26 protein-coding genes are annotated in these 24408 nt (G+C 69.6%); 14 read left to right on the forward strand and 12 right to left on the reverse strand.

From position 1 onward, the window contains the following. Positions 1 to 12: 12 nt before the first annotated feature. Entirely contained in the window at positions 13 to 582 is a 570-nt protein-coding gene (locus AC0KTM_RS27355) for a copper chaperone PCu(A)C domain-containing protein (RefSeq protein WP_238955660.1), read from the reverse strand. A gap of 345 nt (positions 583 to 927) precedes the next feature. Here AC0KTM_RS27355 and carD point away from each other — a divergent pair, with 345 nt between their 5' ends. From carD to AC0KTM_RS27385, 6 genes are read left to right on the forward strand one after another with little or no spacing between them, the layout of a single operon-like run. Beyond that, positions 928 to 1416: an RNA polymerase-binding transcription factor CarD gene (gene carD, locus AC0KTM_RS27360; protein ID WP_003419482.1), complete on the forward strand. Its 489-nt coding sequence runs from the start codon at positions 928 to 930 to the stop codon at positions 1414 to 1416. A 16-nt stretch (positions 1417 to 1432) separates the two neighbouring features. Next, positions 1433 to 2122, forward strand: coding sequence for a 2-C-methyl-D-erythritol 4-phosphate cytidylyltransferase (gene ispD, locus AC0KTM_RS27365; RefSeq protein ID WP_225326223.1), 690 nt, complete (start codon positions 1433 to 1435; stop codon positions 2120 to 2122). Further along, entirely contained in the window at positions 2119 to 2607 is a 489-nt protein-coding gene (gene ispF / locus AC0KTM_RS27370; RefSeq protein WP_238955661.1) for a 2-C-methyl-D-erythritol 2,4-cyclodiphosphate synthase, read from the forward strand. The genes ispD and ispF overlap by 4 nt, the downstream gene beginning before the upstream one ends. A 49-nt stretch (positions 2608 to 2656) precedes the next feature. Next, positions 2657 to 4066: a cysteine--tRNA ligase gene (gene cysS, locus AC0KTM_RS27375; protein ID WP_238955662.1), complete on the forward strand. Its 1410-nt coding sequence runs from the start codon at positions 2657 to 2659 to the stop codon at positions 4064 to 4066. A gap of 12 nt (positions 4067 to 4078) precedes the next feature. Next, positions 4079 to 5011, forward strand: a complete 933-nt coding sequence (rlmB, locus tag AC0KTM_RS27380; RefSeq protein WP_225326226.1) for a 23S rRNA (guanosine(2251)-2'-O)-methyltransferase RlmB — start codon at positions 4079 to 4081, stop codon at positions 5009 to 5011. After that, positions 5012 to 5941, forward strand: a complete 930-nt coding sequence (locus AC0KTM_RS27385) for a glycerophosphodiester phosphodiesterase (RefSeq protein ID WP_472417236.1) — start codon at positions 5012 to 5014, stop codon at positions 5939 to 5941. On the opposite strand, the gene AC0KTM_RS27390 is transcribed toward AC0KTM_RS27385, so the two are convergent. Genes AC0KTM_RS27390 through AC0KTM_RS27420 form a run of 7 tightly spaced genes read right to left on the reverse strand, consistent with a single transcriptional unit; the run spans position 5938 to position 12226 of the window. Next, entirely contained in the window at positions 5938 to 7179 is a 1242-nt protein-coding gene (locus AC0KTM_RS27390) for an SLC13 family permease (RefSeq protein WP_472417238.1), read from the reverse strand. The two genes, AC0KTM_RS27385 and AC0KTM_RS27390, sit on opposite strands and share 4 nt — an antisense overlap. Positions 7180 to 7182: 3 nt before the next feature. Continuing rightward, positions 7183 to 8109 carry an MBL fold metallo-hydrolase gene (locus AC0KTM_RS27395; protein WP_472417240.1) on the reverse strand — a complete coding sequence of 309 codons (927 nt, stop codon included), beginning with the start codon at positions 8107 to 8109 and terminating at the stop codon, positions 7183 to 7185. After that, positions 8109 to 8867 carry a LamB/YcsF family protein gene (locus AC0KTM_RS27400; protein WP_238955666.1) on the reverse strand — a complete coding sequence of 253 codons (759 nt, stop codon included), beginning with the start codon at positions 8865 to 8867 and terminating at the stop codon, positions 8109 to 8111. Before AC0KTM_RS27400 ends, AC0KTM_RS27395 begins: the two co-directional genes overlap by 1 nt. A 21-nt stretch (positions 8868 to 8888) precedes the next feature. After that, positions 8889 to 9599, reverse strand: coding sequence for a sensor domain-containing protein (locus AC0KTM_RS27405; protein ID WP_472417242.1), 711 nt, complete (start codon positions 9597 to 9599; stop codon positions 8889 to 8891). A gap of 46 nt (positions 9600 to 9645) precedes the next feature. After that, positions 9646 to 10506 (reverse strand): metal ABC transporter permease, encoded by an 861-nt coding sequence (locus AC0KTM_RS27410; protein ID WP_225326232.1) that lies wholly within the window; start codon positions 10504 to 10506, stop codon positions 9646 to 9648. Beyond that, positions 10506 to 11327, reverse strand: a complete 822-nt coding sequence (locus AC0KTM_RS27415) for a metal ABC transporter ATP-binding protein (protein WP_238955668.1) — start codon at positions 11325 to 11327, stop codon at positions 10506 to 10508. Before AC0KTM_RS27415 ends, AC0KTM_RS27410 begins: the two co-directional genes overlap by 1 nt. 2 nt (positions 11328 to 11329) lie before the next feature. Beyond that, positions 11330 to 12226: a metal ABC transporter solute-binding protein, Zn/Mn family gene (locus tag AC0KTM_RS27420; RefSeq protein ID WP_472417244.1), complete on the reverse strand. Its 897-nt coding sequence runs from the start codon at positions 12224 to 12226 to the stop codon at positions 11330 to 11332. A gap of 127 nt (positions 12227 to 12353) precedes the next feature. Here AC0KTM_RS27420 and AC0KTM_RS27425 point away from each other — a divergent pair, with 127 nt between their 5' ends. Next, the gene (locus AC0KTM_RS27425) at positions 12354 to 13442 is read left to right on the forward strand and encodes a LacI family DNA-binding transcriptional regulator (protein ID WP_238955670.1); all 1089 of its coding nucleotides are present in this window, start codon (positions 12354 to 12356) and stop codon (positions 13440 to 13442) included. A 6-nt stretch (positions 13443 to 13448) separates the two neighbouring features. Here AC0KTM_RS27425 and kstR read toward each other — a convergent pair whose 3' ends face one another. Continuing rightward, positions 13449 to 14048, reverse strand: coding sequence for a cholesterol catabolism transcriptional regulator KstR (kstR, locus tag AC0KTM_RS27430; protein WP_008263559.1), 600 nt, complete (start codon positions 14046 to 14048; stop codon positions 13449 to 13451). 304 nt (positions 14049 to 14352) lie between these two features. On the opposite strand from kstR, the gene AC0KTM_RS27435 reads away from it, so the two are divergent. Then, positions 14353 to 16491: an acyl-CoA dehydrogenase gene (locus tag AC0KTM_RS27435; RefSeq protein WP_472417246.1), complete on the forward strand. Its 2139-nt coding sequence runs from the start codon at positions 14353 to 14355 to the stop codon at positions 16489 to 16491. Here the strand turns inward: AC0KTM_RS27435 and AC0KTM_RS27440 are convergent. Then, a complete protein-coding gene (locus AC0KTM_RS27440; protein ID WP_238955672.1) occupies positions 16488 to 17060 on the reverse strand; it encodes a TetR/AcrR family transcriptional regulator in 573 nt (190 codons plus the stop codon). The two genes, AC0KTM_RS27435 and AC0KTM_RS27440, sit on opposite strands and share 4 nt — an antisense overlap. 84 nt (positions 17061 to 17144) lie before the next feature. Between AC0KTM_RS27440 and AC0KTM_RS27445 the strand changes: the two genes are divergently transcribed. Further along, entirely contained in the window at positions 17145 to 18035 is an 891-nt protein-coding gene (locus AC0KTM_RS27445; protein WP_472417582.1) for an SDR family oxidoreductase, read from the forward strand. Between the two features lie 4 nt (positions 18036 to 18039). Here the strand turns inward: AC0KTM_RS27445 and AC0KTM_RS27450 are convergent, their stop codons facing one another. Together AC0KTM_RS27450 and AC0KTM_RS27455 are read right to left on the reverse strand one after the other, a co-directional pair. After that, positions 18040 to 18573, reverse strand: coding sequence for a hypothetical protein (locus AC0KTM_RS27450; protein ID WP_225326238.1), 534 nt, complete (start codon positions 18571 to 18573; stop codon positions 18040 to 18042). A gap of 52 nt (positions 18574 to 18625) precedes the next feature. Next, a complete protein-coding gene (locus tag AC0KTM_RS27455; RefSeq protein ID WP_238955674.1) occupies positions 18626 to 19720 on the reverse strand; it encodes a ferredoxin--NADP reductase in 1095 nt (364 codons plus the stop codon). Between the two features lie 212 nt (positions 19721 to 19932). Here AC0KTM_RS27455 and hsaA point away from each other — a divergent pair, with 212 nt between their 5' ends. The 5 genes from hsaA (at position 19933) to AC0KTM_RS27480 (ending at position 24406) form a co-directional block, all read left to right on the forward strand. Then, positions 19933 to 21117, forward strand: a complete 1185-nt coding sequence (hsaA, locus tag AC0KTM_RS27460) for a 3-hydroxy-9,10-secoandrosta-1,3,5(10)-triene-9,17-dione monooxygenase oxygenase subunit (RefSeq protein WP_225326240.1) — start codon at positions 19933 to 19935, stop codon at positions 21115 to 21117. Positions 21118 to 21120: 3 nt separating this feature from the next. Continuing rightward, positions 21121 to 21996 (forward strand): 4,5:9,10-diseco-3-hydroxy-5,9,17-trioxoandrosta-1(10),2-diene-4-oate hydrolase, encoded by an 876-nt coding sequence (gene hsaD / locus AC0KTM_RS27465; RefSeq protein ID WP_225326241.1) that lies wholly within the window; start codon positions 21121 to 21123, stop codon positions 21994 to 21996. Beyond that, positions 21993 to 22895 carry an iron-dependent extradiol dioxygenase HsaC gene (gene hsaC / locus AC0KTM_RS27470; protein ID WP_238955675.1) on the forward strand — a complete coding sequence of 301 codons (903 nt, stop codon included), beginning with the start codon at positions 21993 to 21995 and terminating at the stop codon, positions 22893 to 22895. The genes hsaD and hsaC overlap by 4 nt, the downstream gene beginning before the upstream one ends. 2 nt (positions 22896 to 22897) lie before the next feature. Further along, on the forward strand, positions 22898 to 23461 hold the full coding sequence (gene hsaB, locus AC0KTM_RS27475) for a 3-hydroxy-9,10-secoandrosta-1,3,5(10)-triene-9,17-dione monooxygenase reductase subunit (RefSeq protein ID WP_225326243.1): 564 nt from the start codon (positions 22898 to 22900) through the stop codon (positions 23459 to 23461). A gap of 114 nt (positions 23462 to 23575) precedes the next feature. After that, positions 23576 to 24406 (forward strand): arylamine N-acetyltransferase family protein, encoded by an 831-nt coding sequence (locus AC0KTM_RS27480; RefSeq protein ID WP_238955676.1) that lies wholly within the window; start codon positions 23576 to 23578, stop codon positions 24404 to 24406. The last annotated feature ends 2 nt before the right edge of the window (positions 24407 to 24408 follow it).

The raw sequence follows: 24408 nt of genomic DNA on the forward strand, positions 1-24408 counted from the left end.
CACGACAGGCGGTCACCCCGCGTGATTTTGGTGCGGCGGGGTCACTCCGGCCGAAATCGGGACCTGCACGGTGGCCTGTCCGGCCTTCTCGAAAGTGAAGGTGAAGTTGTAAGTGAGGCCGTTCGAGATGGGCTTGGCCAAGGTGACGGTCGCCTTGGCCGCGGTGCTGGAATCGATCGGGCCCGGCGCCACCTTCTGGCCCTCCGGCGTGCCGATGAACAGCATTCCGCCGGCGGGCAACCGGGTGTCGCCGCTGACCGCCACGGTACCGATGTCGCTGGTGATGCCCACCAGTCTGTCTGGGGCGCTTGGCGACTGGTTGACGGCCACCAGCACCAGGTCCACCGCCCGGCCCGGCCGCAGGAAGTCACCCGTCTGCGTGGCCTGGATGTGGATGTTGCGCAACGCCACGTTGTTGAAGGTGACCTTGTTGCCGTTGATGGCGGGCTCCTGCACCGCCATCTGCGAGACCTGACCGGCGCCGCAACCGCTGAGTAGCGCGGCCGCGACGGCCACCACGCCGGCGATAGCGACCCGGGACGCGAACGCGGGGAGGCCGAGGCGGATCTTGAAGCGGTTCACTCTCTACAGCCTCCTGCTCGGCCCGTTCGACTAATGCAACTATGCACAGTAGTAGGCACGCCGTGCCCGCGGTAGCGCGGGGCGCGGGACCAGCGCGGGAGCGCGGCGCGAGGGCTTTCGCGCCGCCGCCGGAGCCGCTTCCCAAACCGCTTCCGAGCCTCTTCCCAAACCGCTTCGAAGCCGCTTCGAAGGCCGAACGGGGGCGTTGGTAATGTGCTCCATTGCACGACTTGCTCCCCATGTCAACCCCTAATCTGCGCGTGTTGTGCCCCTGACCTGCATCGTTGCTTCGCGCGTGGTTAGGCGGCCGTGTTAGGATGAAGTAACGAAAGGGGCTCGAATCAGATGATCTTCAAGGTCGGCGACACCGTTGTTTACCCACATCACGGTGCTGCGTTAGTCGAGGCGATCGAAACCCGGACGATCAAAGGGGAACAAAAAGAATATCTCGTCTTGAAGGTGGCGCAGGGAGACCTGACCGTTCGAGTTCCCGCGGAGAACGCCGAATATGTCGGCGTCCGTGACGTCGTCGGACAGGAAGGTCTCGACAAGGTGTTCCAGGTGCTGCGCGCCCCGCACACCGAGGAGCCGACCAACTGGTCGCGCCGCTACAAGGCCAATCTCGAAAAGCTTGCCTCCGGCGACGTCAACAAGGTGGCCGAGGTAGTGCGCGACCTGTGGCGCCGCGACCAGGAGCGTGGCCTGTCGGCAGGTGAGAAGCGCATGCTGGCCAAGGCCCGCCAGATTCTCGTCGGTGAATTGGCGTTGGCGGAGAGCACCGACGACGCCAAGGCGGAGACCATCCTCGACGAGGTTCTGGCCGCCGCTTCCTGAAGGCCCTGACGCTTCGGTGGCCCCGGAGACGGGCACCTCGGGCAACGTGATCGCCGTCGTCCCGGCCGCAGGGTCGGGCGAACGGCTGGCGGCGGGAATTCCCAAGGCATTCTGCGAGGTTGCCGGCCGCACCCTGCTGGAGCGCGCCGTCGCCGGCCTGCTGGAATCCGGCGTGGTCGATCACGTCGTGGCGGCGGTCCCCGCCGACCGGATCGATGAGGCCAAGCGCGTCCTTGCCGACCGGGCCACCGTCGTGGCCGGCGGGCCCGACCGCACCCAATCCGTCGACCTGGCCCTGGCCGCCCTCGCCGGTAGCCCCGCGTTCGTGTTGGTGCACGACGCGGCGCGCGCGCTCACTCCCCCGACGTTGATCACCCGCGTGGTCGACGCCCTGCGCGCCGGCCACGACGCCGTCGTGCCCGCGTTGCGGCTGCATGACACCATCAAGGCCGTGGACGCCAACGGGGTGGTCCTGGGGACGCCGGAGCGCGACGGGCTGCGGGCGGTGCAGACGCCACAGGGGTTCGCCACCGAACTGCTGCTGCGCGCCTATCGGGCCGCCGCCGGCGCGACCGGATTCACCGACGACGCGTCGCTGGTCGAGCACGTCGGCGGGCAGGTTCAGGTGGTCGACGGCGATCCGCTGGCCTTCAAAATCACCACTCAGCTCGATTTGATGCTGGCCGACGCGATCGTGCGCCGGTGAGCGCGCCCCTTCCCCTTCCCAGGGTCGGCCTCGGCGTCGACGTGCACCCGATCGAACCCGGCCGGCCGTGCTGGCTGCTCGGTCTGCTCTTTGCCGAGGCCGACGGCTGCGCCGGCCATTCCGACGGCGACGTGGGGGCGCACGCGCTGTGTGATGCGGTGCTGTCGGCGGCCGGGCTCGGCGACGTGGGCGCCGTGTTCGGGGTCGACGATCCGCGCTTCGAGGGCATCAGCGGCGCGGACATGCTGCGCCACGTCGCCGACCTGGCGTCGGGCGAAGGCTTCCGGGTCTCCAACGCCGCCGTGCAGGTGATCGGGAACCGGCCGAAGGTCGGCCCGCGCCGCGCCGAGGCGCAGCGAGTGTTGTCGGAATTGCTGGGGACGCCGGTGTCGGTGTCGGCGACGACCACAGACGGGTTAGGGCTGACCGGACGCGGTGAGGGCCTGGCCGCCATCGCCACCGCGCTCGTGGTCCCCACCGGCTAAGCCCGCGCAGCGCCGGGCGCCGGGGAACTACCCGGTAAGCTGGCACGTCGTGACCGATCGCGCCCGCTTGCGGCTACACGACACGGCAGCCGGTGCCGTGCGTGATTTCGTTCCGCTGCGCGAGGGCCACGTCTCGATCTACCTGTGCGGTGCCACCGTGCAGGGCCTGCCGCACATCGGCCACGTCCGCAGCGGGGTGGCCTTCGACATCCTGCGCCGCTGGCTGATCGCGCGCGGCTGCGACGTCGCCTTCATCCGCAACGTCACCGACATCGACGACAAGATCCTCAACAAGGCCGCCGCGGCGGGCAGGCCGTGGTGGGAGTGGGCGGCCACCTACGAACGCGCCTTCAGCGCCGCTTACGACGCCCTGGACGTGCTGCCGCCGTCGGCCGAGCCGAGGGCCACCGGCCACATCACCCAGATGGTCGAATTGATGGAACGGCTGATCGAAACCGAGCACGCGTATGCCGCCGGCGGCGATGTCTACTTCGACGTGCTCAGCTACCCGGAATACGGGCAACTGTCCGGCCACAAGATCGACGACGTCCATCAGGGCGAGGGCTCGGCCACCTGCAAGCGCGATCAGCGCGACTTCACGCTGTGGAAGTCCGCCAAGCCCGGCGAGCCGTCCTGGCCCACCCCGTGGGGCCGGGGCCGGCCGGGCTGGCATCTGGAATGCTCGGCGATGGCCCGCACCTATCTGGGCACCGAATTCGACATCCATTGCGGCGGAATGGATTTGGTGTTCCCGCATCACGAGAACGAGATCGCCCAGAGCCGGGCCGCCGGCGACGGGTTCGCCCGCTACTGGCTGCACAACGGCTGGGTGACCATGGGCGGCGAGAAGATGAGCAAATCGCTGGGCAACGTGCTGGCCATCCCGGCGATGCTGCAGCGGGTGCGCCCCGCCGAGTTGCGCTACTACCTGGGCAGCGCCCACTACCGGTCGATGCTGGAATTCTCCGAGACCGCCCTGCAGGACGCGGTGAAAGCCTATGTCGGCGTTGAGGAATTCCTGCACCGGGTGCGGGTACGGGTCGGTGCCGTCGAGCCCGGCGAATGCACGCCGCGGTTCGCCGAGGCCCTCAACGACGACCTCGCGGTGCCGGCCGCGCTCGCCGAGGTGCACGCCGCCCGCGCCGAAGGCAACCGCGCGCTGGACACCGGCGATCACGAGGGCGCGCTGCGCCATGCCCGGGCGATCCGCGCGATGATGGGCATCCTGGGTTGCGACCCGCTCGACGAGCGCTGGGAATCCCGCGACGAGACGTCGGCGGCGCTGGCCGCCGTCGACGTGTTGGTGCACGCGGAGCTGGAGAATCGGGAGAAGGCGCGCGAGCAGCGCAACTGGGCCCTCGCCGACGAGATCCGCGACCGGCTCAAGCACGCCGGCATCGAGGTCACCGACACCGCCGACGGGCCGCAGTGGTCGCTGCAGGCCGGCCCGGAACAGTAAGGGACCACGTATATGGCCGGCAACTCGCGACGCCGTGGCGCAATCCGCAAGGCAGGCACCAAGAAGGGCCCGACCGTCGGTTCGGGCGGCCAGCGTCGCCGCGGGCTGGAGGGCCGCGGCCCCACGCCTCCCGCACACATGCGCCCCAACCACCCCGCCGCCAAGCGCGCCCAGTCGGCGTCACGCCGGCCCGCGCGGGGTAGGACCGACGAGACCGAGACGGTGCTCGGGCGCAACCCGGTGCTGGAATGCCTGCGCGCCGGTGTGCCGGCGACCGCGCTCTACGTGGCGCTGGGCAGCGAAGCCGACGAGCGGCTCACCGAATCCGTCTCCCGCGCAGCAGATTTGGGCATCGCGATCCTCGAGGTGCCGCGCACCGACCTGGACCGGATGACCAGCAACCACATGCACCAGGGCATCGCGTTGCAGGTGCCGCCGTACAACTACGCCCACCCCGACGACCTGCTCGAGGCGGCGACCGGTTCGCCACCCGCGCTGCTGGTCGCGCTCGACAACATCTCCGATCCGCGCAACCTGGGCGCCATCGTGCGTTCGGTCGCGGCGTTCGGCGGTCACGGTGTGCTGATCCCACAGCGCCGGTCGGCCTCGGTGACGGCGGTGGCCTGGCGCACCAGTGCCGGGGCGGCCGCCCGGGTCCCGGTGGCCCGGGCCACCAATCTCACCAGGACACTGACGGATTGGGCGAATCGCGGCCTGCGGGTGATCGGGCTGGACGCCGGCGGAGGCACCACGCTCGACGACCTCGACGGCACCGACCCGGTGGTGGTCGTCGTCGGGTCGGAAGGCAAGGGGCTGTCGCGGCTGGTGCGGCAGAACTGCGACGAGGTGGTGTCCATTCCGATGGCCGGCAATGCCGAATCGCTGAACGCCTCGGTGGCCGCCGGGGTGGTGCTCGCCGAAATCTCCCGTCAGCGCAGGGGTTAGGTGATCGCCCGCCTCGTCGCCGCCCTGCTGGCGGCGACGGTGCTCGTGGCGTCGCCGGCCGCATCAGCGCAAGCACTCGGCTTCGACCTGCAGGCCCACCGCGGCGGACGCGGGGAGGCCACCGAGCAGTCGTTGCGGGCCTTCGCCAGGTCGCTCGAATTGGGCGTCACCACACTGGAATTCGACATCGTGCTCACCCGGGACCGGCAACCGCTGGTGTGGCACGATCCGACGATCGCCGCCCAGAAATGCAGCGACACCGCGCCCGCGTTCGCCGGAGACCCGCAGTATCCCTACGTCGGCAAACTCGTGCACGAGCTCACCCTGGCGCAGCTCCGCACCCTGGACTGCGGGCGCCGGCTGGATGACTTCCCGCACGCCGAAGTGGTGCGGGGCAACAAGATCGCCACGCTGCCCGAGGTTTTCGCGCTCGCCGACTCCTACCGCGCCGACGCCGTGCGCTACAACATCGAAACCAAGGTGGAGGCCGATGAGCCCGGCGCGTCGGCCGAGCCGCAGGAGTTCGTCGACGTGATACTGGCCGCGGTCAGGGCCGCGGGCAAGACCGAGCGTGTGGAGATACAGAGCTTCGACTGGCGCACCCTGCCGCTGGTGCGCCGGGCCGAACCGTCGATTCCGTTGGTGGCGCTGTACGACGAGCAGACTCCCGGTGATCCGGTGATCGACGCGCTGGCGGTGGGCGCCGACACCGTCTCACCGGATTACCGTCTGGTCACCGGCGAACCCTACGTCGAGCGCGCGCATGCGTTGGGGCTCAAGGTCATTCCGTGGACCGTCGATGACGCCGACGCGATGCGCCGGCAGATCGGGTACGGGGTCGACGGCATCATCACCGACTATCCGACGGTGCTGCGCGGCGTCCTCGCCGAGCTGTCCATGTCGTTGCCGCCGGCATACCCTCGGCGCTAGAGGCCCAGCAGCCGCGCCGACGCCCACAGCGCGAGCACCGCCACCGCCAGCGAGGCGGGCACGGTGCACACCCCGAGGCGGGTGTATTCGCCGACACCGGCGTCGACGTCGTGCTTGCGAAGCACGCGTCGCCACAACAGGTTCGACAGTGACCCGACGTAGGTCAGGTTCGGCCCGATGTTGACCCCGATCAGCACCGCCAGCACCGCCACCGGCCCGGCCGGCGCGACCAGCGGCAGCAGCACCAGCGTGGCCGGCAGGTTGTTGACGACGTTGGCCAGCGTGGCGGCGATCGCGGCGATCGCCAGCAAGGCGGGCAGTCCCGAGCCCGACGGCAGCACCGCCGACATCGCCCGGTCCATCCCGCCCAGCATGACCGCCTGTACCACGACGCCCAGCGCCAGCACGAACACCAGGAACGACACATTGACCGAGCGCGCGATCTCCGACACCGACGTGTGCCTGCGGCGCAGGCTGCGCACCGCCAGCACGGAGGCGCCGCACAGCGCCACCCAGGCCGGCGCCACCCCCACGGACTGGGCGACCGCGAACCCGGCGAGCGTCAGCGCGACCACCGTCAGCACGAACACCGGTGGGCGCGGTGGCGCGCCGAGCTGCTCCGGCTCCGGCTGCACCCGCAGGTCTTTGGCGAAGAACCACCGGAAGATCACATAGAGGGTGGCCACCGCGCCGAGCCACGGCAGCGCCATCACGAGCGTGAACTTGGTGAACGAGATGTTCGCCGTGTGGAAGGCCAGCAGGTTGGTCAGGTTGGACACCGGCAGCAACAGCGAGGCGCCGTTGGCCAGATGGGCGGTGGCGTAGGCGTAGGGCCGCACCCGGGTGCGCTGTCGCCGCACGGCGGCGAGCACCACCGGGGTCAGCAGCACCACGGCGGCGTCCAGGCTCAGCACGGCGGTGATCACCGAGGAGATCACGAACACCCGCCGCAGCAGCGCGCCCGACCCGACGCGTCCACGCGCGATCGCCGCGCCGGCGGCCTCGAACAGGCCCTCGTCGTCGCACAGCTTGGCCAGCACCAGCACCGCGCCCAGGAAGGCGACCACCCCGGACAGGTCGGCAATCTCCTTCTCCGCCTGATGGATCGAGATCGCGCCGATCCCGATCAGGATGAGCGCGGCCGGAACCGCGGCCAGCGCCTCCGGCCAGCCCCGCGGGCGCGCTACCGCGAACCCCAGGACAACGGCGAGCAGCAACAGCGCAACGGTCAGGGCCAATGTCTAGACCGCTTCGCTCCACGGGTCCTCGCGCCGCCACACCGTGGGCAGGTGCAGCGCGACACCGTCCTGTGCGGCCAGCTCGTCGAGGATGCGGATGGAGACGTCCAGGTCGTCGCCCGCATAGGGCAAGGCGCGCAACGGCTTTGTCAGCGGGCGGAAGAAGTCGTCCCAGTGAACGAGGATCACCCGGCGGGCCCCCACCGCGCGGACGGTCTCGGCCCAGTAGTCGACCAGATACGACCGCGGCTGCAGCCCCAGCTGTCCAACGGACAGGTAGGCGACGTCGGCGCGGTGGCCGGCCAGCGCCCCCTTGACGAAACCGGCGCTGCCCTGGATCAGCAGCCGCCGGCCCGTCGGCCGGTGGTGCACCAGCGTCGACCACGACTCCCCGCAGCGGTACGCCGAGGCCTTCACCGGGGTGATCAGCGGTTCGTCGATCACCCCGGGATACCGGTCGGGCGGGCAGTGGTGGGACTCCACCAGCGTTATCTCGTAGGCGCCCAACCGAATTGGCTGCCCGCCGACCGCGACGACGATCCGATTCTCCGGCAGGCCGTAGCCGCGCCCGACGTTGGCCGCGGACTGCCCGCCGATCAGCTGGGCTCCGGTGCGGTCGGCGACCAACGCGGAGTCCAGCACGTGATCGATGTGGGTGTGCACCGGGATGACGGCCGCCAGTCGCGACACCTTGGCCCGGGCCAGGCATCCGTCGACGCGCGCCGGCGACGGCGCCACCTTGCCGGCCGCGATCTTGGCCAGGCCAGGCCGGGAAAAGTAGCCGTCGGTCAGCAATGCCGACGAGCCGTCGTCGATCAGCAGCGTCGCCACGCCCATCCAGGTCACCGAGAGCGCGTCGGGTCCGGCCGCGGGGGCGTCGAATCGGTCCGCGTACCGGGCGATGTCGGGGCGCCCGAGTTTCAGCCGCATCAGCAGAAGGCCCGCAGGTCGGTGCGGGCCGCGGTGAGGCGATCGCGAACCGCGGCGGCGATCTGCACCGCTCCCGGCGAATCACCGTGCACGCAAACCGATTCCACGCTCACATCGAGCCGGCTTCCGTCGACCGCGGTGACCTGGCCGGTGGCCACCATGGTGGCGACGCGCTCCGCGATCGCCGCCGGATCGTGCAGCACCGCGCCCGGTTCGCGGCGGGGGACCAGCCGGCCGTCCGGCCGGTAGGCCCGATCGGCGAACGCCTCGTCCACGGTGCGCAGACCGCGGCGGGCGGCCTCGTCGAAGAACGCCGAACCGGCCATGCCCAGTACCGGCAGGCCGTCGTCCACCAGGCGCACCGCCTCGGCGACCGCGGCGGCCTGTTCGCCGTTGGTCACGATCGTGTTGTACAGCGCCCCATGCGGTTTGACGTAGGACACGCGAGAACCGGCCGCGTGCGCGATCGCCTGCAGCGCGCCGATCTGATACACCACGTCGGCGATCAGGTCATCGGCGGCGACGTCGATGAAGCGCCTGCCGAACCCGGCCAGGTCGCGGTAGCTCACCTGCGCCCCGATGCGCACCCCGCGCCGGGCGGCCGAGGTGCATACCCGCACCAGCCCGGCGGGGTCCCCGGCATGGAACCCGCACGCCACGTTGGCGCTGGTGACGATTTCGAGCATGGCGTCGTCGTCTCCGAGGTGCCAGACGCCGAAGCCCTCGCCCAAGTCGGCGTTGAGGTCGATACCGGCCACCCGATCAGCTTATGGGTCGGGCTACTGCCCGGCGACCCTGGCCGCGATCTGCTGGGCGATGTCGACGGCGGACCCGCCGGCCAGGAAGGAGCCGCAGGTGGCGATGTCGATGGCGACGTTGTTGCGCACGGTCAGCGCCCGCTGGCACGTCCAGCCGTCGCTGGATTCCTGAACTTCCGACGTGCTGAGCGTGCCGCCGACTTTGTGCGCGTCGCCCGCGGTCCACACGACTTCGGGTTTGTCCATGGGATGTTCGGAGAACTTGCGATTGGCGCAGGCGAACCATCGTCGCACCGAGGCGTCGTAGAAGGTGTTGGCCTGGCGCGCGGTGGGGTAGGCGATCACCGCCTCGGTGGCCGAATCATTGCGGACCCTGGGGTCGTCGAAGCTGTCGTCGAAGTGCTGGCCGCGCATCGCGGTCCAGCCGGTGTCCGCGTACACGGCTTGCTGGGCGGGGCCGTCCATCGCCAGGCAGCCCCTGTCGCTGAAGGTCGGGCTCGCGTCCCACATCGCCTCCGTCCGGTTCCTAAGCCGCATCCCCGCCCCGAGCGCGGAGTTCATCTCGTTCGCGTCGAGCAGCAGGCCGTCCAGGGCCGCGACGGCCACCGGGGTCCGCGGCAGCGGTCCGGAGGTGTCTGCGGGCCCAGCGCTGCCGGCGACGACGGTGGTGCAGCCGACCGCGAGGGTGGACACCGCCGCCTGCACCAGAACCGCGATTCGCCTGCGCGCCATGGTCTTTCCCAGCCTTTCCCGGCCTTTCCGGCGATGTGCGGCCAGCTTAAGTGGCCGCCTCCCGTCGGCGCCCCACCAGCCAGCAGACCAGATAGATCAGAAACGAGATGCTCGCGACGAAGACCGACACCGGCACGCCCGGCGCCAGCGACAACACGATCCCGCCGACCGCGGCCACCTCGGCGAACACCACCGAGGTCAGCATGGCCGCCGCCGGTGAGGTGACCACCCGGGCCGCCGCGGCCGCCGGCGTGATCAGCAGCGACATCACCAGCAGCGCCCCGACGATCTGCACCGCCTGGGCCGCCACCACCCCGACCAGGGCGGCGAACACGATCCCCAGCGTGTGCACCGGCACGCCGCGGGCGGCGGCGACGTCGGGGTCGACGGTGGCGAACAGCAGGGGGCGGTAACACGTTGCGAGCACGGCGATGACGAGCACACAGACCAGCGCCAGCATCGTCAGCCCCGTGTAGCCGACCCCGACGATCTGGCCGGTCAGCAAGGCGAAACTGGTCGAGGTCCGGCCCGGGTAGAGGTGGATGAACAACACCGCCAGGCCCAGGCCGAACGCCAGCACCACCCCGATCACCGAATCGCGTTCCCGGGCGCGCCGGCCGAGGACGCCGAACAGCGCCGCCGCCAGGGCGCTGCCGATCAGCGCGCCCACACCCACCCCGAACCCGACCAGCAGCGCGAAAGCGGCTCCGGTCAACGACAATTCGCTGGACCCGTGCACGGCGAACGACATTTGCCGCATCACGATGAACGGACCGATCAGCCCGGCCACCAACCCCAGCAGGGCGGCCGCCACCAGCGCCTGCTGCACGAAGTCGTGGCTGAGCAGATGCGCGGTGATGTCGAAGGAGAATAGGTGGTGTCCCATGTCGGCGAGCCGATGCTCCATCAGCCGTGCCCGTCGGTGCGCTCGCCGGCCACCACGTAGCCGTCCTTGACCTTCACCACCTGGATGTCGGATCGATACAGCGCAGACAGCGTCTGGCTGGTCATCACCTCGTCGACGGCACCGATCCTGAACCGGCCGTCGACCAGATATAGCACCCGGTCCACATACGGCAGGATCGGGTTGATCTCGTGGGTGACGACGATGACCGTGGTCCCCGCCTCCCGGCGGCGCCGCTCGATCAGCGCCGACACCAGCTTCGCGTTCGCCGGGTCCAGCGTCAGCAGCGGCTCGTCGCACAGCAGCAGCGTCGGGTCGCTGACCAGTGCCTGGGCGATGCGCACCCGCTGCAGCTCGCCGCCCGACATCACGCCGACCCGCACATCCGCCAGGTGCTCGCCGTTGACCTGGCTCAGTGCCCGGGCGACGGTTTCGCGCCGCCGGGCGCGGTCGCGGGGCCGCAGCGGGACGGCGCCCCAGCGTGCCCCGTCGATACCCAGCCGAACCAGATCCCGCCCCCGCAGCATCACGTCGTGATCCAGTGGGCGGTGTTGCGGCACATAGCCGATGCGCCGGCTGCCCGAGGAGATCGGTCTTCCGTCCACCAACCCGACGCCGGCGCTCAGTGGCAGCTGCCCGAGGAGCACGTTGAGCAGCGACGTCTTGCCGCTGCCGTTGGGGCCGAGCACCGCGATGAACTCGCCGCGCGGCACCGACAGGTCCAGGTGGTCCCACAACACCCGGTCGCCGAACGCCAGGCGGGCCCCGCGCAGTGAGACGGTGTCCGCTTGCCCGTCAACGGCGGGCGCCGTTTCGATCGTCACGGCTAGACGGGCCGGCTCGACTGGAGCGCGGCCAGCAGCTGGTCGACCGTATTGCGTTGCCAGCTCAGGTAATCCGTGCCGTCCGGCAGAGTCTCTGCCACCTCGGTGACCGGCACACCCGCGCGCCGCGCGGTGTCGCGCAGGCTGGCGATCGCGGCCGTCGACGTCTGCGGGTTGACCATCAGCGCCGACATCTGGTGCCGGTCGATCAGGTCGAGGACCAACGCCAGATCGGCCGGCGCGGGGTCGGTCTCGTTCTCGATGGCCGCGGCGAAGGCGGGCGGAGTCCGGTTCAGCAGGCCCGTCGCCTTGAGCAGGTAGAAGGCGACCGGTTCGGTCGCCACGACCGGGGTGTGCGGATGGGTGGCGGCGACGCCGTGTTCGGTGCCGGCGATGGCGTCGGCGTCGCGCTCGAACGCGGCGGCGTTGGCGCGGTAGTCCGCGGCGTTGCCCGGGTCGATCGTCGCGAGCCGGTCGGCGATCGTGGCGGCCACCGACTTCGCGACGCCCAGGTCGTAGAAGACGTGCTCGTTGCGCGGTTGCCCGTCGTTCTCGAGGAACGAGTAGGCGTTGACCGGCTTGGCCCCGGGCTGGCGGGCCAGCACGTCGTCGACCCATCCGTCGTAGCCGCCGCCGTTGTAGACGACCAGCGCGGCGTCGGCGATGGCGGCGGCGTCCGAGGGGCTGGCCTCATAGGAGTGCGGGTCGGTTTCCGCCCCGCTCAGGATGGACTTGACCGGCACATGGCGGCCCGCGACGGCCCGCGCGACGCTGCCCCACACGTCGGTCGACGCGACGACGGCGGACGCGTGCGGATGCGCCTGGTGGCCGCCGCAGCCGATCAGCACCGACGAGCTGGCCACGGCCAGGACGGCCGCCAGCCCACGCGTCAGTGCCATGCGCACGTCCGATTTCCTCCCGCCCGCCAGCAAGCCGATCCACAATACTAATGAAAATCGTTTCCATTACAAAGCCGCGGGCGGAAGCGCATGGGCCGCGGACCGATCCGCTGTAGCGTCACCGAACGTGAGCCCCACACCGCGCCGGCGAGCGACCCTGGCGTCGGTGGCCGACGAGCTCAACGTGTCGCGCACGACGATCTCGAACGCCTTCAACCGTCCCGATCAGCTCTCCGCCGACCTGCGCGAACGCGTGCTCGCGACGGCCAAGCGGCTGGGATACGCCGGCCCCGACCCGGTGGCGCGATCGCTGCGGACCCGCAAGGCCGGCGCGGTCGGTCTGGTGATGGCCGAGCCGCTGACCTATTTCTTCAGCGACCCCGCCGCCCGCGATTTCGTCACCGGGGTGGCGCAGGCATGCGAGGCGGTCGGGCAGGGGCTGCTACTGGTGGCCGTGGGGCCCAGCCGCAGCCTGAAAGAGGGAACGGACGCGGTGCTGTCGGCCGGCGTGGACGGCTTCGTGGTGTATTCGGTGTGCGACGACGATCCCTACCTGCAGGTGGTGTTGCAGCGACGGCTGCCGGTGGTGGTGGTCGATCAGCCCAAGGGTCTGGCCGGCGCCTCGCGGGTCGGCATCGACGACCGCGCGGCCATGCGTGAGCTCGCCGAATACGTGCTCGGCCTGGGGCATCGCGAGATCGGGCTGCTGACCATGCGGCTGGGCCGGGACCGGCGGCAGGGCCTGGTGGACGCCGAGCGGTTGCGCTCGCCCGCCTTCGACGTGCAACGCGAGCGCATCATCGGCGTGTGGGAGGCGATGACGGCCGCCGGCATCGACCCGGATTCGCTGACCGTGGTGGAAAGCTACGAGCACCTGGCCGAATCGGGCGGCACGGCCGCCAGGGTGGCACTGGAAGCCAATCCGCGCATCACCGCGCTGCTGTGCACCGCGGACATCTTGGCCCTGTCCGCGATGGATTACCTACGGGCACATGGCATTTACGTGCCCGGCCAGCTGACCGTCACCGGATTCGACGGCGTGCCCGAGGCCATCAACCGCGGCCTGACCACGGTGTCGCAGTCGAGCCTGCAAAAGGGCCGCCGCGCGGGCGAGCTGTTGTTGACGCCCCCGCGATCGGGTCTGCCGGTCACGGAAATTTCCGAACTCCTCGACACCGAGCTGATCCGCGGCCGCACCGCCGGCCCGCCGGGGTGAGCGCCGCTACTTGGAGTCTTGGTCGCCGATCAGCAACCGCACGGCCAGGTCGAGCCGTTTGCTGACGTCGGTGGCCGAGGCCCGGCGGGTGAGCCAGGCGAGCAGGTTCGACAGCCACACGTCGGAGATCACCCGGGCGATGTGGTACTGGTCCTCGGTCGGTTCGCCGTCGGCCATCGCGCGCGCGAACATGGAGTCGATCAGCTTTTCGACCTGGTCGACCTCACTGGCCGCCGACGCGTCGGCGAACACGTAGGCGCGCGTCATGGCCTCGGTCAGCAGCGGGTTGCGCTGCATCGCGCGGTTGAGCTTGCCCACCATGAAGTTCAGCCGCTGAAAGGGCGTGCCCCCGGTCATCGCCGAGCGGTCGGTCTTGGCGTCGATGCGGCCGAACTCGCGGCCCAGCGCCGACACCAGCAGGTGCACCTTCGACGGGAAGTACCGGTACAGCGTCCCCACCGCCACGTCGGCGCGATCCGCCACCGCACGCATCTGAACCGCCTCGTAGCCGCCCTTGGACGCGATGGCCATGGTGGCATCGAGGATGCGCTTGCGGCGTTCCCGCTGCGCCTCCGACCCGAGTTCAGACTCCGCCAGCACCGCCACGTTTATGACCTCGCGCGGCTGCGAGTCGGAACTAGCCTTGGAAGTGGCCTTGGCGTTGGCGCTGGCTGGCATGTGACGGTTTGCTCCTGTTCCGGGCGGTTCGTTTGCAAACGATACGCATTCTGCGTGTGAATTTCCCACCTCCATACCGCCGGGGACAAGCGCATGTGCTGCTGCGATGGCGTTCGACTTCACGGTCGATCACTGGCACTATTAGAACACGTTCTAGTCTCCGGTGAGCGGGTTGCGCGCCAACTCGCGGTGGAGATGTCCCCGCTTGCGGAAAGATCGGAGGCCCCCTCAGGTGGTAGCGACCGTCACCGATGAGCAGTTTGCCGCGCGCGCCCTGGTGCGCGATTGGGCCCGCAATGCGACGTCGGGACCGGGCGGCACCGCGGCGATCCGCGACGTCGAGCAGGGCGAGCCCGACGCGTGGCGACCGGTGTTCTCCCGGCTGACCGAGCTGGGGATCTTCGGCGTCGCGATCCCGGAGGAATCCGGCGGGGCGGGCGGCAGCGTCGAAGACCTGTGCGCGATGGTCGAGGAGGCGGCCAAAGCGCTGATCCCCGGGCCGGTCGCGACGACCGCGCTGGCGACGCTCGTCGTCGCCGACCCCGAACTGCTGGAAGCGCTGGCCGGCGGGGAGCGCTTCGCCGGGCTGGCGCTCGACGGTGACGTGCGGTTCGACGGCGCGACGTCGACGGCGTCGGGCACGTTGCCGCTTGCGCTGGGCGTCGCCGACGGCGCCGTGTTGTTGGCTCCGGCCGACGGGAAATGGCTGCTGATCGACACCGCCGGCGAGGGCGTGCAGCTCGAGCCGCTGCAGGCCACCGACTTCTCCCGGCCGTTGGCCCGGGTGGTGCTCAGCTCGGCCTCGGCCACGCTGGTATCGGAAGACGGCGCGCGCGTCGCGGAATTGACCGCGACCGTCCTGGCGGCCGAGGCGGCCGGCATCACCCGATGGGCGCTGGAAACCGCCGTCGACTACGCCAAGGTGCGCGAGCAGTTCGGCAAGCCGATCGGGAGCTTCCAGGCCATCAAGCACCTGTGCGCGGAGATGCTGTGCCGCGCCGAGCAGGCCGAGGTGGCCGCGGCCGACGCCGCGCGCGCCGCAGCCGAGGGCGACGAATCCCAGTTCTCCATCGCGGCGGCGCTGGCCGCGAGCACGTGCATCACCGCCGTGAAGGCCAACGTCAAGGACTGCATCCAGGTGCTCGGCGGCATCGGCTGCACCTGGGAGCACGACGCGCACCTGTACCTGCGCCGCGCGCACGCCATCGGCCGGTTCCTGGGTGGCGCCGAGCGCTGGCAGCGGCGCATCACCGCGCTCACCCAGGGCGGCGTGCGCCGGCGACTGAGCATCGACCTCACCGAGGTCGAGAGCCGGCGCGCCGAGATCGCCGCCGCCGTCGCCGAGATCGCCGAGCTGCCCGCCGAAAAGCGACAGGTGGGTCTGGCCGAGGCGGGCCTGCAGGCGCCGCACTGGCCGAAGCCGTACGGGCGCGCCGCGTCCCCGGCCGAGCAGCTGCTGATCGATCAGGAGCTGGCCGCCGCCGGCGTCGAACGGCCGGACCTGGTGATCGGCTGGTGGGCCGCGCCGACCATCCTCGAGCACGGCACACCGGAGCAGATCGAGCAATTCGTGCCGGGAACGCTGCGCGGTGAATTCCTGTGGTGCCAACTGTTTTCCGAGCCCGGCGCGGGCTCCGACCTGGCGTCGCTGCGCACCAAAGCGGTGCGCGGTGACGGCGGCTGGCTACTGACCGGACAAAAGGTGTGGACGTCCGCGGCGCACAAGGCGCGCTGGGGCGTGTGCCTGGCGCGCACCGACCCCGATGCCCCGAAACACAAAGGCATCACCTACTTTCTGGTCGACATGAAGTCGCCCGGCATCGATATCCGGCCGCTGCGCGAGATCACCGGCGACTCGCTGTTCAACGAGGTGTTCCTGGACAACGTGTTCGTGCCCGACGAGATGGTGGTCGGTGAGGTCAACGACGGCTGGAGGCTGGCCCGCACCACGCTGGCCAACGAGCGGGTGGCGATGGCCAACGGCACGGCGCTCGGCAACCCGATGGAAGAGCTGTTGAAGCTCTTGGCGGCAAGGGATCTCGACGTCGCCGAGCAGGATCGGCTGGCGCGCCTGATCATCCTGGCGCAGACCGGCGCGCTGCTGGACCAGCGCATCGCTCAGCTCGCGGTGGGCGGCCAGGACCCCGGCGCGCAATCGAGCGTGCGCAAACTGATCGGCGTCCGCTACCGCCAGGCGCTGGCCGAATTCACGATGGATGTCGCCGAAGGCGGCGGCCTGGTCGACCGCCGGGCGGACGGGGACCCCGCGGTCTTCGACTTCCTCAACACCCGCTGCCTCACGATCGCGGGCGGCACGGAGCAGATCCTGCTGACCGTGGCGGCCGAGCGCCTGCTCGGTTTGCCCCGCTAGTCGAGATCGGCCGCGGCGGCGTGCAATTCGTGCAGCGCCTCGCACGCCATCGAGCCCAAGTCTCGGTCTTCGTCCGGTTCGCCCCAGCGGGCGTAGGCGGTCTTGAACGCCAGCGCACCGAGCTCGGCGGCCAATACTGCCGTCGGCTCGGGCACGCCGCGGGCCTGGAGCGCGTCGGCCACCGCGCGCGCTAGCCCAATCTGTTTGAGCGCGTTGCGTTCCTGAAGTTCGGTGCTGGCCGCGATCGCGGCCTTGAGCCTGGGCGCCAGATCCCGGTTGAACGACGTGAACGCCGCCGCGGCCGACCTCATGCCCGCGCACACGGCGGCCAGCGGTGTCGCGTCGGCGGGCGCGGCGCCGATGCCCTCGCGCAGAAGTTGCGCGATCGCGTCCTGGCCGGCCGCCAGCACGTCCCGCTTGTCCGGGAAGTGCCGGAAGAACGTGCTTTTCGTCAGCCCGGCGCGCTCGGCGATCTGCGTGACCGTCGTCTCGTCGTAGCCCCGTTCGTTGAACAGGTCGAGTGCCGCGGCGACCAGGCGCTCGCGCGCATCGGGTTCCCAACGAGCCATGGCCCCACCCTAGTGATGCGACCATTGTCCCATCAGGGGTGTAGGGTGATGGGACAATTGTCGCATCAGCTGAAGGAGCTTCTCGTGCGTGTATTCGTCACCGGCGCCAGCGGAGGAATCGGCTCGGCCGTCGTCTCGGAATTGATCGCCGCCGATCACAAGGTCGTGGGCCTGGCCCGCTCGGAGGCCGCGGCGGCGACCATCAGCGGACTCGGCGCCGAGCCGCTGCGCGGCGACATCGCCGACCTCGACGTGTTGCGCGACGCCGCCGCCGACGCCGACGGCGTCGCCTACCTGGCGTTCTCGCACGACTTCACCGCGAGCGACGCCATCGGGGACGCGATCGGCGACGAGGCCCGCGCGGTCGCCGCGCTCGGAGACGTGCTGGCCGGCACCGGCAAGCCGCTGGTGGTCGCGAGCGGCACCCCCGCGGTGGCCGGTCGAGCCAGCACCGAGGACGACCCGTTCAACGCCGAGGGGCCGATGGCCGGGCGTGGCCGCACCGGGCAAGCCGTCATCGACCTGGCCGAGCGAGGCGTCCGATCGGCCGTGGTGCGGCTGCCGCGGTCGGTCCACGACGCCGGCGGGCGCTACGGCTTCGCCGGCATTCTGATTCAGATTGCGCGGCAGCGCGGCGTGTCGGCCGTCGTGGGCGACGGCGCGCAACGCTGGCCCGCGGTGCACCGCGACGACGCGGCGTCGCTGTTCCGGCTCGCCCTCGAACAGGCGCCCGCCGGGTCGGTACTGCACGCGGTGGGTGACGAAGGAGACCCGATGCGGGCGATCGCCGAGGTGATCGGCCGCCGGCTCGGTGTGCCCGTCGAATCCGCCCCGGCCGGGGCCTTCGGCCCGCTCGGCGCCATATTCGCCGCCGACCAGCCCTCGTCCAGCGCGCTGACCCGCCGGCGACTCGGATGGAAACCGACGGGCCCAAGCCTGCTCGACGACCTGGCGATCGGCGACTACCCGGACTGAGAAATCAGGAGAACGTCGTCTGCGCGCAGGTGCTGGGGGAGGTGATGTTGACCCCGGAGTAGACGACCTGGATGTGGCTGCAGGCGATGACGTTGTTGTCGGTCTTGGGTTGTCCCGTCTGCCAATCGGTGGAGTCGATGCGCCCGTTCGTCTGGTACTTCTCCGGCGGGCCCTCACCCATGTAGATCGTGGTGATCTCGTCGGAACCCATCGACTTGTGGACCCGCTCGTACTGACCGTCGGCGTGCGCGTCGAGATAGGCCAGCCGATTTGAGGATCGGATCTCGGTGGTCTGGCGGGCCCACAGGCCGGGCGGGAAGCCGCTCACGCCGTCGGGCGTGAGCATGTCCGCGCCGGCGGTGAAGTCGCAGTGGCCGTCGGATTTGAAGCAGTTGAGGACGACCCGCGTCTCCAGCTGGTTGGGTCCGTCGAGCGGGAACAGCGTGGTGGCGGTGTTGCTCGCCGCGGCGCACACCCCAACGGGCAGCAACATCGGCAGCGTTGCGACGACCGCGAATCCCGATACGAGCCGCATCATCGATGCTCCCCTTCCCCGTTTGCTGACGCCAAGGGTGAACCTAACCCCGCGACTACTCGTCGTAGGTCACTTCTACCGAATCAGATTCGGGGTGGGATTGACAGGCCAGGATGAGGCCCTCGTCGAGGTCCTGCTGCTCGAGCACGTCGTTGACCTCCATGTTCACCTTGCCGCCGCGCAGGGTGCAGGCGCACGCGCCGCAGTGTCCCTCGCGGCAGGAGAACGGCGCGTCGAGGCCCTTGGCCAGCAGCACGTCGAGCAATTTCGCGTTGCGCGGCCACGACACGGTGTGGGTCTCGCCGTCGAGCTCCACCACCGCGGTGGCCGGCGGCTGGTCGCCCTCGGGGGTGTCCTCGATCTTCACCGCCGCGAACGGATCAGATTCCAGCGACTTGAACACTTCGATATGTATTTGCGGCGCAGGGACTTTCAGCGTTTCCAGCGCTTCTTTGGCGGAATCCATGAACGCGCCGGGGCCGCAGATGTAGACGGGCCGATCCGTGTAGGGGGCCGCCAGCTTGGCCAGCGCGGCGACGCTGGGCAGGCCCTGCAGCGATTCCAGCCAGTGCACGATGGTGAGCCGGTCGGGGTACTTGGCGGACAACTCGCGCAGCGCCTCGCCGAAGATCACCGAATCCTCGTCGCGGTTGGCGTAGAGCAGCGTCACCTGTCCGCCGCCGTCGGCCAGCGCCGACTTGCAGATCGACATGATCGGGGTGATCCCGCTGCCCGCGGCCATCAGCAGGAAATCGTCGCCCAGCGTTTTCGGCACGAAGTTGCCCGACGGCGCCAGCACGTGGATCCGCATGCCCGCCCGCGCGTTGTCGCACAGCCAGTTGGAGGCGTAGCCGTCGGCGGTTCGTTTGACCGTGACGGCCAGGGCGTCGTCGGTGAACGGCGAGCTGCACAGCGAATAGCAGCGCGCCACCGACCCGGTGCGCTCGCTGGGAACGCGCAGCGTCAGGAACTGACCCGGCGAGTACCGCAGCCGCTCGGGCGGGATGCCGGGATCCCCTTCGTCGTCGGGCACCGCGAACACCAGAGAGCGCGCATCGTCGGTCTCGGCGATGACCTCGGCGATCTTGAGTTCAAGGACGTGGTCACCGAGTGGCTCGTCGGCTGCTTGGTCCAGATCCGCCTCGGTCAAGGCCCGTGCCTTCCTTTCGTCGCAAAACGTGTCGACCCGCTGCGACCGGCTCCGCCGCTCTTGCGATCGCCACGGGCAACTAGAACATGTTACAGAAAAGTGGATTCGTATCGCTACCAGCCGCAGGAATACCCTGCTCGACACAAATCGGAACGTGTTCTAGTCTCTGGTGTAAGTCCGCTGTGTAAGTCTGGCCCAGGAGGCAAACTTAAGTGACGTCCATTCAACAGCGTGATGCGCAGTCGGTTTTGGCTGGCATCGATGATCTGCTCCCGCGGATTCGGGAACGCGCTCAGGCGACGGAGGATCTGCGGCGGCTGCCCGAAGAGACCGTCCAGGACCTGCAGGACGTGGGCTTCTTCACTTTGTTGCAGCCCGAACAGTGGGGCGGGCTGCAGTGCGATCCGACGCTGTTCTACGAGGCGGTCCGGCGGCTGGCCAGCGCGTGCGGCTCCACCGGCTGGGTGAGCTCCATCATCGGCGTGCACAACTGGCATCTGGCGTTGTTCGACCAGCAGGCCCAGGAGGAGGTCTGGGGCGAGGACCCCAAGACCCGGGTTTCCTCGTCGTACGCCCCGATGGGTGCGGGCGTGGTGACCGACGGCGGCTACCTGGTCAACGGCGCGTGGAACTGGTCCTCGGGCTGTGACCACGCGACGTGGGCGTTCCTGGGTGGCCCGGTGATCAAGGACGGCCGCCCGGTCGACTTCGGCAGTTTCTTGATCCCCCGCAGCGAGTACCGCATCGACGACGTGTGGCACGTCGTCGGCCTGCGCGGCACCGGCAGCAACACCGTCGTCGTCAAGGACGTCTTCGTGCCGCGGCACCGGTTCCTGTCCTACAAGGCGATGAACGACGGCACCGCCGGCGGGTACGAGACCAACACCGCCCCGGTCTACAAGATGCCTTGGGGCACAATGCATCCCACCACCATCTCGGCGCCGATCGTCGGCATGGCCTACGGCGCCTACGACGCGCACGTCGAGCACCAGGGCAAGCGGGTGCGTGCGGCGTTCGCCGGCGAGAAGGCCAAGGACGACCCGTTCGCCAAGGTCCGCATCGCCGAGGCGGCCAGCGACATCGACGCCGCGTGGCGGCAGCTGAGCGGCAACGTCGCCGACGAGTACGCGCTGCTGTCGGCCGGCAAGGAGATCCCGTTCGACCTGCGCGCCCGCGCCCGCCGCGACCAGGTGCGCGCCACCGGCCGGGCCATCGCCTCCATCGACCGGTTGTTCGAGGCGTCCGGCGCTACCGCCCTGGCCAACGACCAACCCGTGCAACGGTTCTGGCGTGACGCGCACGCCGGCCGGGTGCACGCGGCCAACGACCCCGAGCGGGCCTACCAGATCTTCGGGAACAACGAGTTCGGGTTGCCGCCCGGCGACACGATGGTCTAACCCATGACCACAGTCGAAGCGCTGACGTTCGAATCGACTTCCCGCTTCGCCGAGGTGGACGTCGACGGGCCGCTGAAGCTGCACTACCACGAGGCGGGTGTCGGCAACGATCAGACGATCGTGTTGTTGCACGGCGGCGGTCCGGGGGCGGCGAGCTGGACGAACTGGTCGCGCAACATCCCGGTGCTCGCCGAGCGGTTTCACGTGCTCGCCGTCGATCAGCCCGGCTACGGCCATTCCGACAAGCGCGCCGAGCACGGGCAGTTCAATCACTACGCGGCCAGGGCCCTGGCGGGCCTCTTCGACCAGCTTGGCCTGGGACGCGTTCCGCTGGTGGGCAATTCGTTGGGCGGGGGCACCGCGGTGCGGTTCGCCCTGGACTACCCCGACCACGCCGGGCGCCTGGTGTTGATGGGGCCCGGCGGGCTGAGCATCAACCTGTTCGCCCCGGATCCCACCGAGGGCGTCAAGCGGCTGGGCAAGTTCTCGGCCGAGCCCACGCGGGAAAACCTCGAGGCGTTCCTGCGGGTGATGGTCTACGACCAGAAACTGATCACCGACGAATTGATCGACGAGCGGTTCGCGCTGGCCAGCACGCCGGAGTCGCTGACGGCGACTCGCGCGATGGGAATGTCGTTCGCGGGCACCGATTTCGAGCTCGGCATGATGTGGCGCGAGGTGCACCGCCTGCGCCAGCCCGTGCTGCTGATCTGGGGCCGCGAGGACCGGGTCAACCCCCTGGATGGGGCGCTGGTCGCGCTCAAGACCATTGCGCGTGCGCAGCTGCACGTTTTCGGGCAATGTGGGCACTGGGCGCAGGTGGAGAAGTTCGACGAGTTCAACAAGCTCACCATCGATTTCCTGGGAGGTGCGAGATGAGCATCCGTTCGCTGGGCTATCTGCGCATCGAGGCCACCGACATGGCGGCCTGGCGTGAGTACGGCCTGAAGGTTCTCGGCATGGTCGAGGGCAGCGGCAACACCGAGGGCGCCCTGTATCTGCGGATGGACGACTTCCCGGCCCGGCTGGTCATCGTGCCCGGCGAACGCGACCACCTCATGGAGGCCGGCTGGGAGTGCGCGAACGCCGAAGGCCTTCAAGAGATCCGGGACAGGCTCGACGTCGAGGGCGTCCCCTACAAGGAAGCCACCGCCGCGCAACTGTCCGATCGCCGGGTCGTCGAGATGATCCGGTTCTCCGACCCGTCGGGCAACTGCCTGGAGGTCTTCCACGGCGTCGCCCTCGAGCACCGCCGCGTGGTCAGCCCCTACGGGCACAAGTTCGTCACCGGTGAGCAGGGCCTGGGACACGTGGTGTTGTCCACCCGCGACGACGACGAGGCGCTGCACTTCTACCGTGACGTACTCGGGTTCAAGCTGCGCGACTCGATGCGGATGCCGCCGCAGGTGGTGGGCCGGCCCGCCGACGGGGCGCCGGCCTGGTTGCGCTTCTTCGGCTGCAACCCGCGCCACCACAGCCTCGCCTTCCTGCCACTGCCGACGCCCAGCGGGATCGTGCACCTGATGATGGAGGTCGAGAACGCCGACGACGTGGGGCTGTGCCTGGACCGGGCGCTGCGCCGCAAGGTGCCCATGTCGGCCACCCTCGGCCGTCACGTCAACGACCTCATGCTGTCGTTCTACATGAAGACACCCGGCGGGTTCGACATCGAATTCGGTTGCGAGGGAAGGCAAGTCGAAGACAACGACTGGGTCGCCCGGGAGAGCACCGCGGTCAGCCTGTGGGGCCACGACTTCACCGTCGGCATGCGCGGCTGACCATGTCAGCGCCCATCGATCCGCGGACCTTCCGGCAGGTGCTGGGCCAGTTCTGCACCGGCATCACCATCATCACCACGATGCACGACGACGCCCCCGTCGGCTTCGCCTGCCAGTCGTTCGCGGCGCTGTCGCTGGACCCGCCGCTGGTGCTGTTCTGCCCGACCAAGGTGTCACGGTCCTGGAAGGCCATCGAGGCCTCCGGCCGGTTTTGCGTCAACATGCTGACCGAGCACCAGAAGCACGTCTCGGCCAGGTTCGGCTCCAAGGAACCCGATAAATTCGCCGGCATCGACTGGCACCCTTCCGATCTCGGGTCACCGATCATCGACGGGTCGCTGGCCTACATCGACTGCACGGTGGCCTCCGCGCACGACGGGGGAGACCACTTCGTGGTGTTCGGTGCGGTGCAATCGCTTTCGGAGGCGCCCAAGATCAAGCCGCGCCCGCTGCTGTTCTATCGCGGTGAATACACGGGCATCGAACCGGACAAGACGACGCCGGCGCAGTGGCGCGATGACCTGGAAGCCTTCCTCACCACCACCACCCAGGACACCTGGCTCTAGAGCGTCCCGCGGGCGTAACGCCACGGCGACTTTTCGCGTGTTCTTCCGCCGTGGCGTTACGGCCGCGGGACACCCGGCCGCCGTAGAGCCCCGCGCGGGGCCCAGAATGGTTCCATGACGCTGGATCTGGGCGCGTACTTCGATCGCATCGACTACCGCGGCGCGGCCGAGCCGAATCTTGAGGTGCTGCAGGATCTGATGACCGCGCACACCGGGTCGATCCCGTTCGAGAACCTCGATCCGCTGATGGGGGTGCCGGTCGACGACCTGAGCCCCGAAGCCCTCACCGACAAGCTGGTGTACCGGCGCCGGGGCGGTTACTGCTACGAGCAGAACGGCCTGATGGGGTACGTGCTGGCCGAGATCGGCTTCCGGGTGCGCCGCCTGGCCGGGCGGGTGGTGTGGATGCAGCCGCCCGACGCGCCGCTGGGTGCCCAGACACACACGGCGTTGGCGGTGACGTTCCCGGGCTCGCAGGGTTCCTATCTGGTGGACGTCGGGTTCGGTGGTCAGACGCTGACGTCCCCCATCCGCTTCGAGACCGGAAACGCCCAGCAGACAACGCACGAGCCGTACCGGCTCAACGATCGCGGCGACGGCCTGGTGCTGCAAGCCCTGCTCCGCGACGAGTGGAAACCGCTGTACGTGTTCGGCACCCAGACCGTTCCGCAGATCGATCTGAGGGTGGGCAGCTGGTACGTCTCCACGCACCCCGAGTCGCACTTCGTGACCGCGCTGATGGCCGCGGTGACGACCGTCGACGCCCGCTACAACCTGGCCGGCCGCAACCTGACCATCCACCGCGCCGACGGTAGCGAGAAAATCCGGCTCGACGACGCGGCGGCGGTCGTCGATGTCCTCGGTGACCGATTCGGCATCGACGTGACCGGGATCGGCGAGCGCGGTGCGCTCGAGGCGCGCATCGGGCAGGTGCTGGACGCCTAGTC

The organism is Mycobacterium sp. NTMscope_Eco_3 (assembly GCF_976985685.1).

Bases quoted from the DNA above. Each gene is read 5' to 3' on its own strand.
- AC0KTM_RS27405 (WP_472417242.1), bottom strand. From the start codon at position 9,599: ATGGCGCGCAGGCGAATCGCGGTTCTGGTGCAGGCGGCGGTGTCCACC.
- AC0KTM_RS27480 (WP_238955676.1), top strand. From the start codon at position 23,576: ATGACGCTGGATCTGGGCGCGTACTTCGATCGCATCGACTACCGCGGC.
- rlmB (WP_225326226.1), top strand. From the start codon at position 4,079: ATGGCCGGCAACTCGCGACGCCGTGGCGCAATCCGCAAGGCAGGCACC.
- carD (WP_003419482.1), top strand. From the start codon at position 928: ATGATCTTCAAGGTCGGCGACACCGTTGTTTACCCACATCACGGTGCT.
- hsaB (WP_225326243.1), top strand. From the start codon at position 22,898: ATGTCAGCGCCCATCGATCCGCGGACCTTCCGGCAGGTGCTGGGCCAG.
- AC0KTM_RS27450 (WP_225326238.1), bottom strand. From the start codon at position 18,573: ATGATGCGGCTCGTATCGGGATTCGCGGTCGTCGCAACGCTGCCGATG.
- AC0KTM_RS27420 (WP_472417244.1), bottom strand. From the start codon at position 12,226: ATGGCACTGACGCGTGGGCTGGCGGCCGTCCTGGCCGTGGCCAGCTCG.
- hsaD (WP_225326241.1), top strand. From the start codon at position 21,121: ATGACCACAGTCGAAGCGCTGACGTTCGAATCGACTTCCCGCTTCGCC.
- hsaC (WP_238955675.1), top strand. From the start codon at position 21,993: ATGAGCATCCGTTCGCTGGGCTATCTGCGCATCGAGGCCACCGACATG.
- AC0KTM_RS27395 (WP_472417240.1), bottom strand. From the start codon at position 8,109: ATGCGGCTGAAACTCGGGCGCCCCGACATCGCCCGGTACGCGGACCGA.
- AC0KTM_RS27410 (WP_225326232.1), bottom strand. From the start codon at position 10,506: ATGGAGCATCGGCTCGCCGACATGGGACACCACCTATTCTCCTTCGAC.
- AC0KTM_RS27440 (WP_238955672.1), bottom strand. From the start codon at position 17,060: ATGGCTCGTTGGGAACCCGATGCGCGCGAGCGCCTGGTCGCCGCGGCA.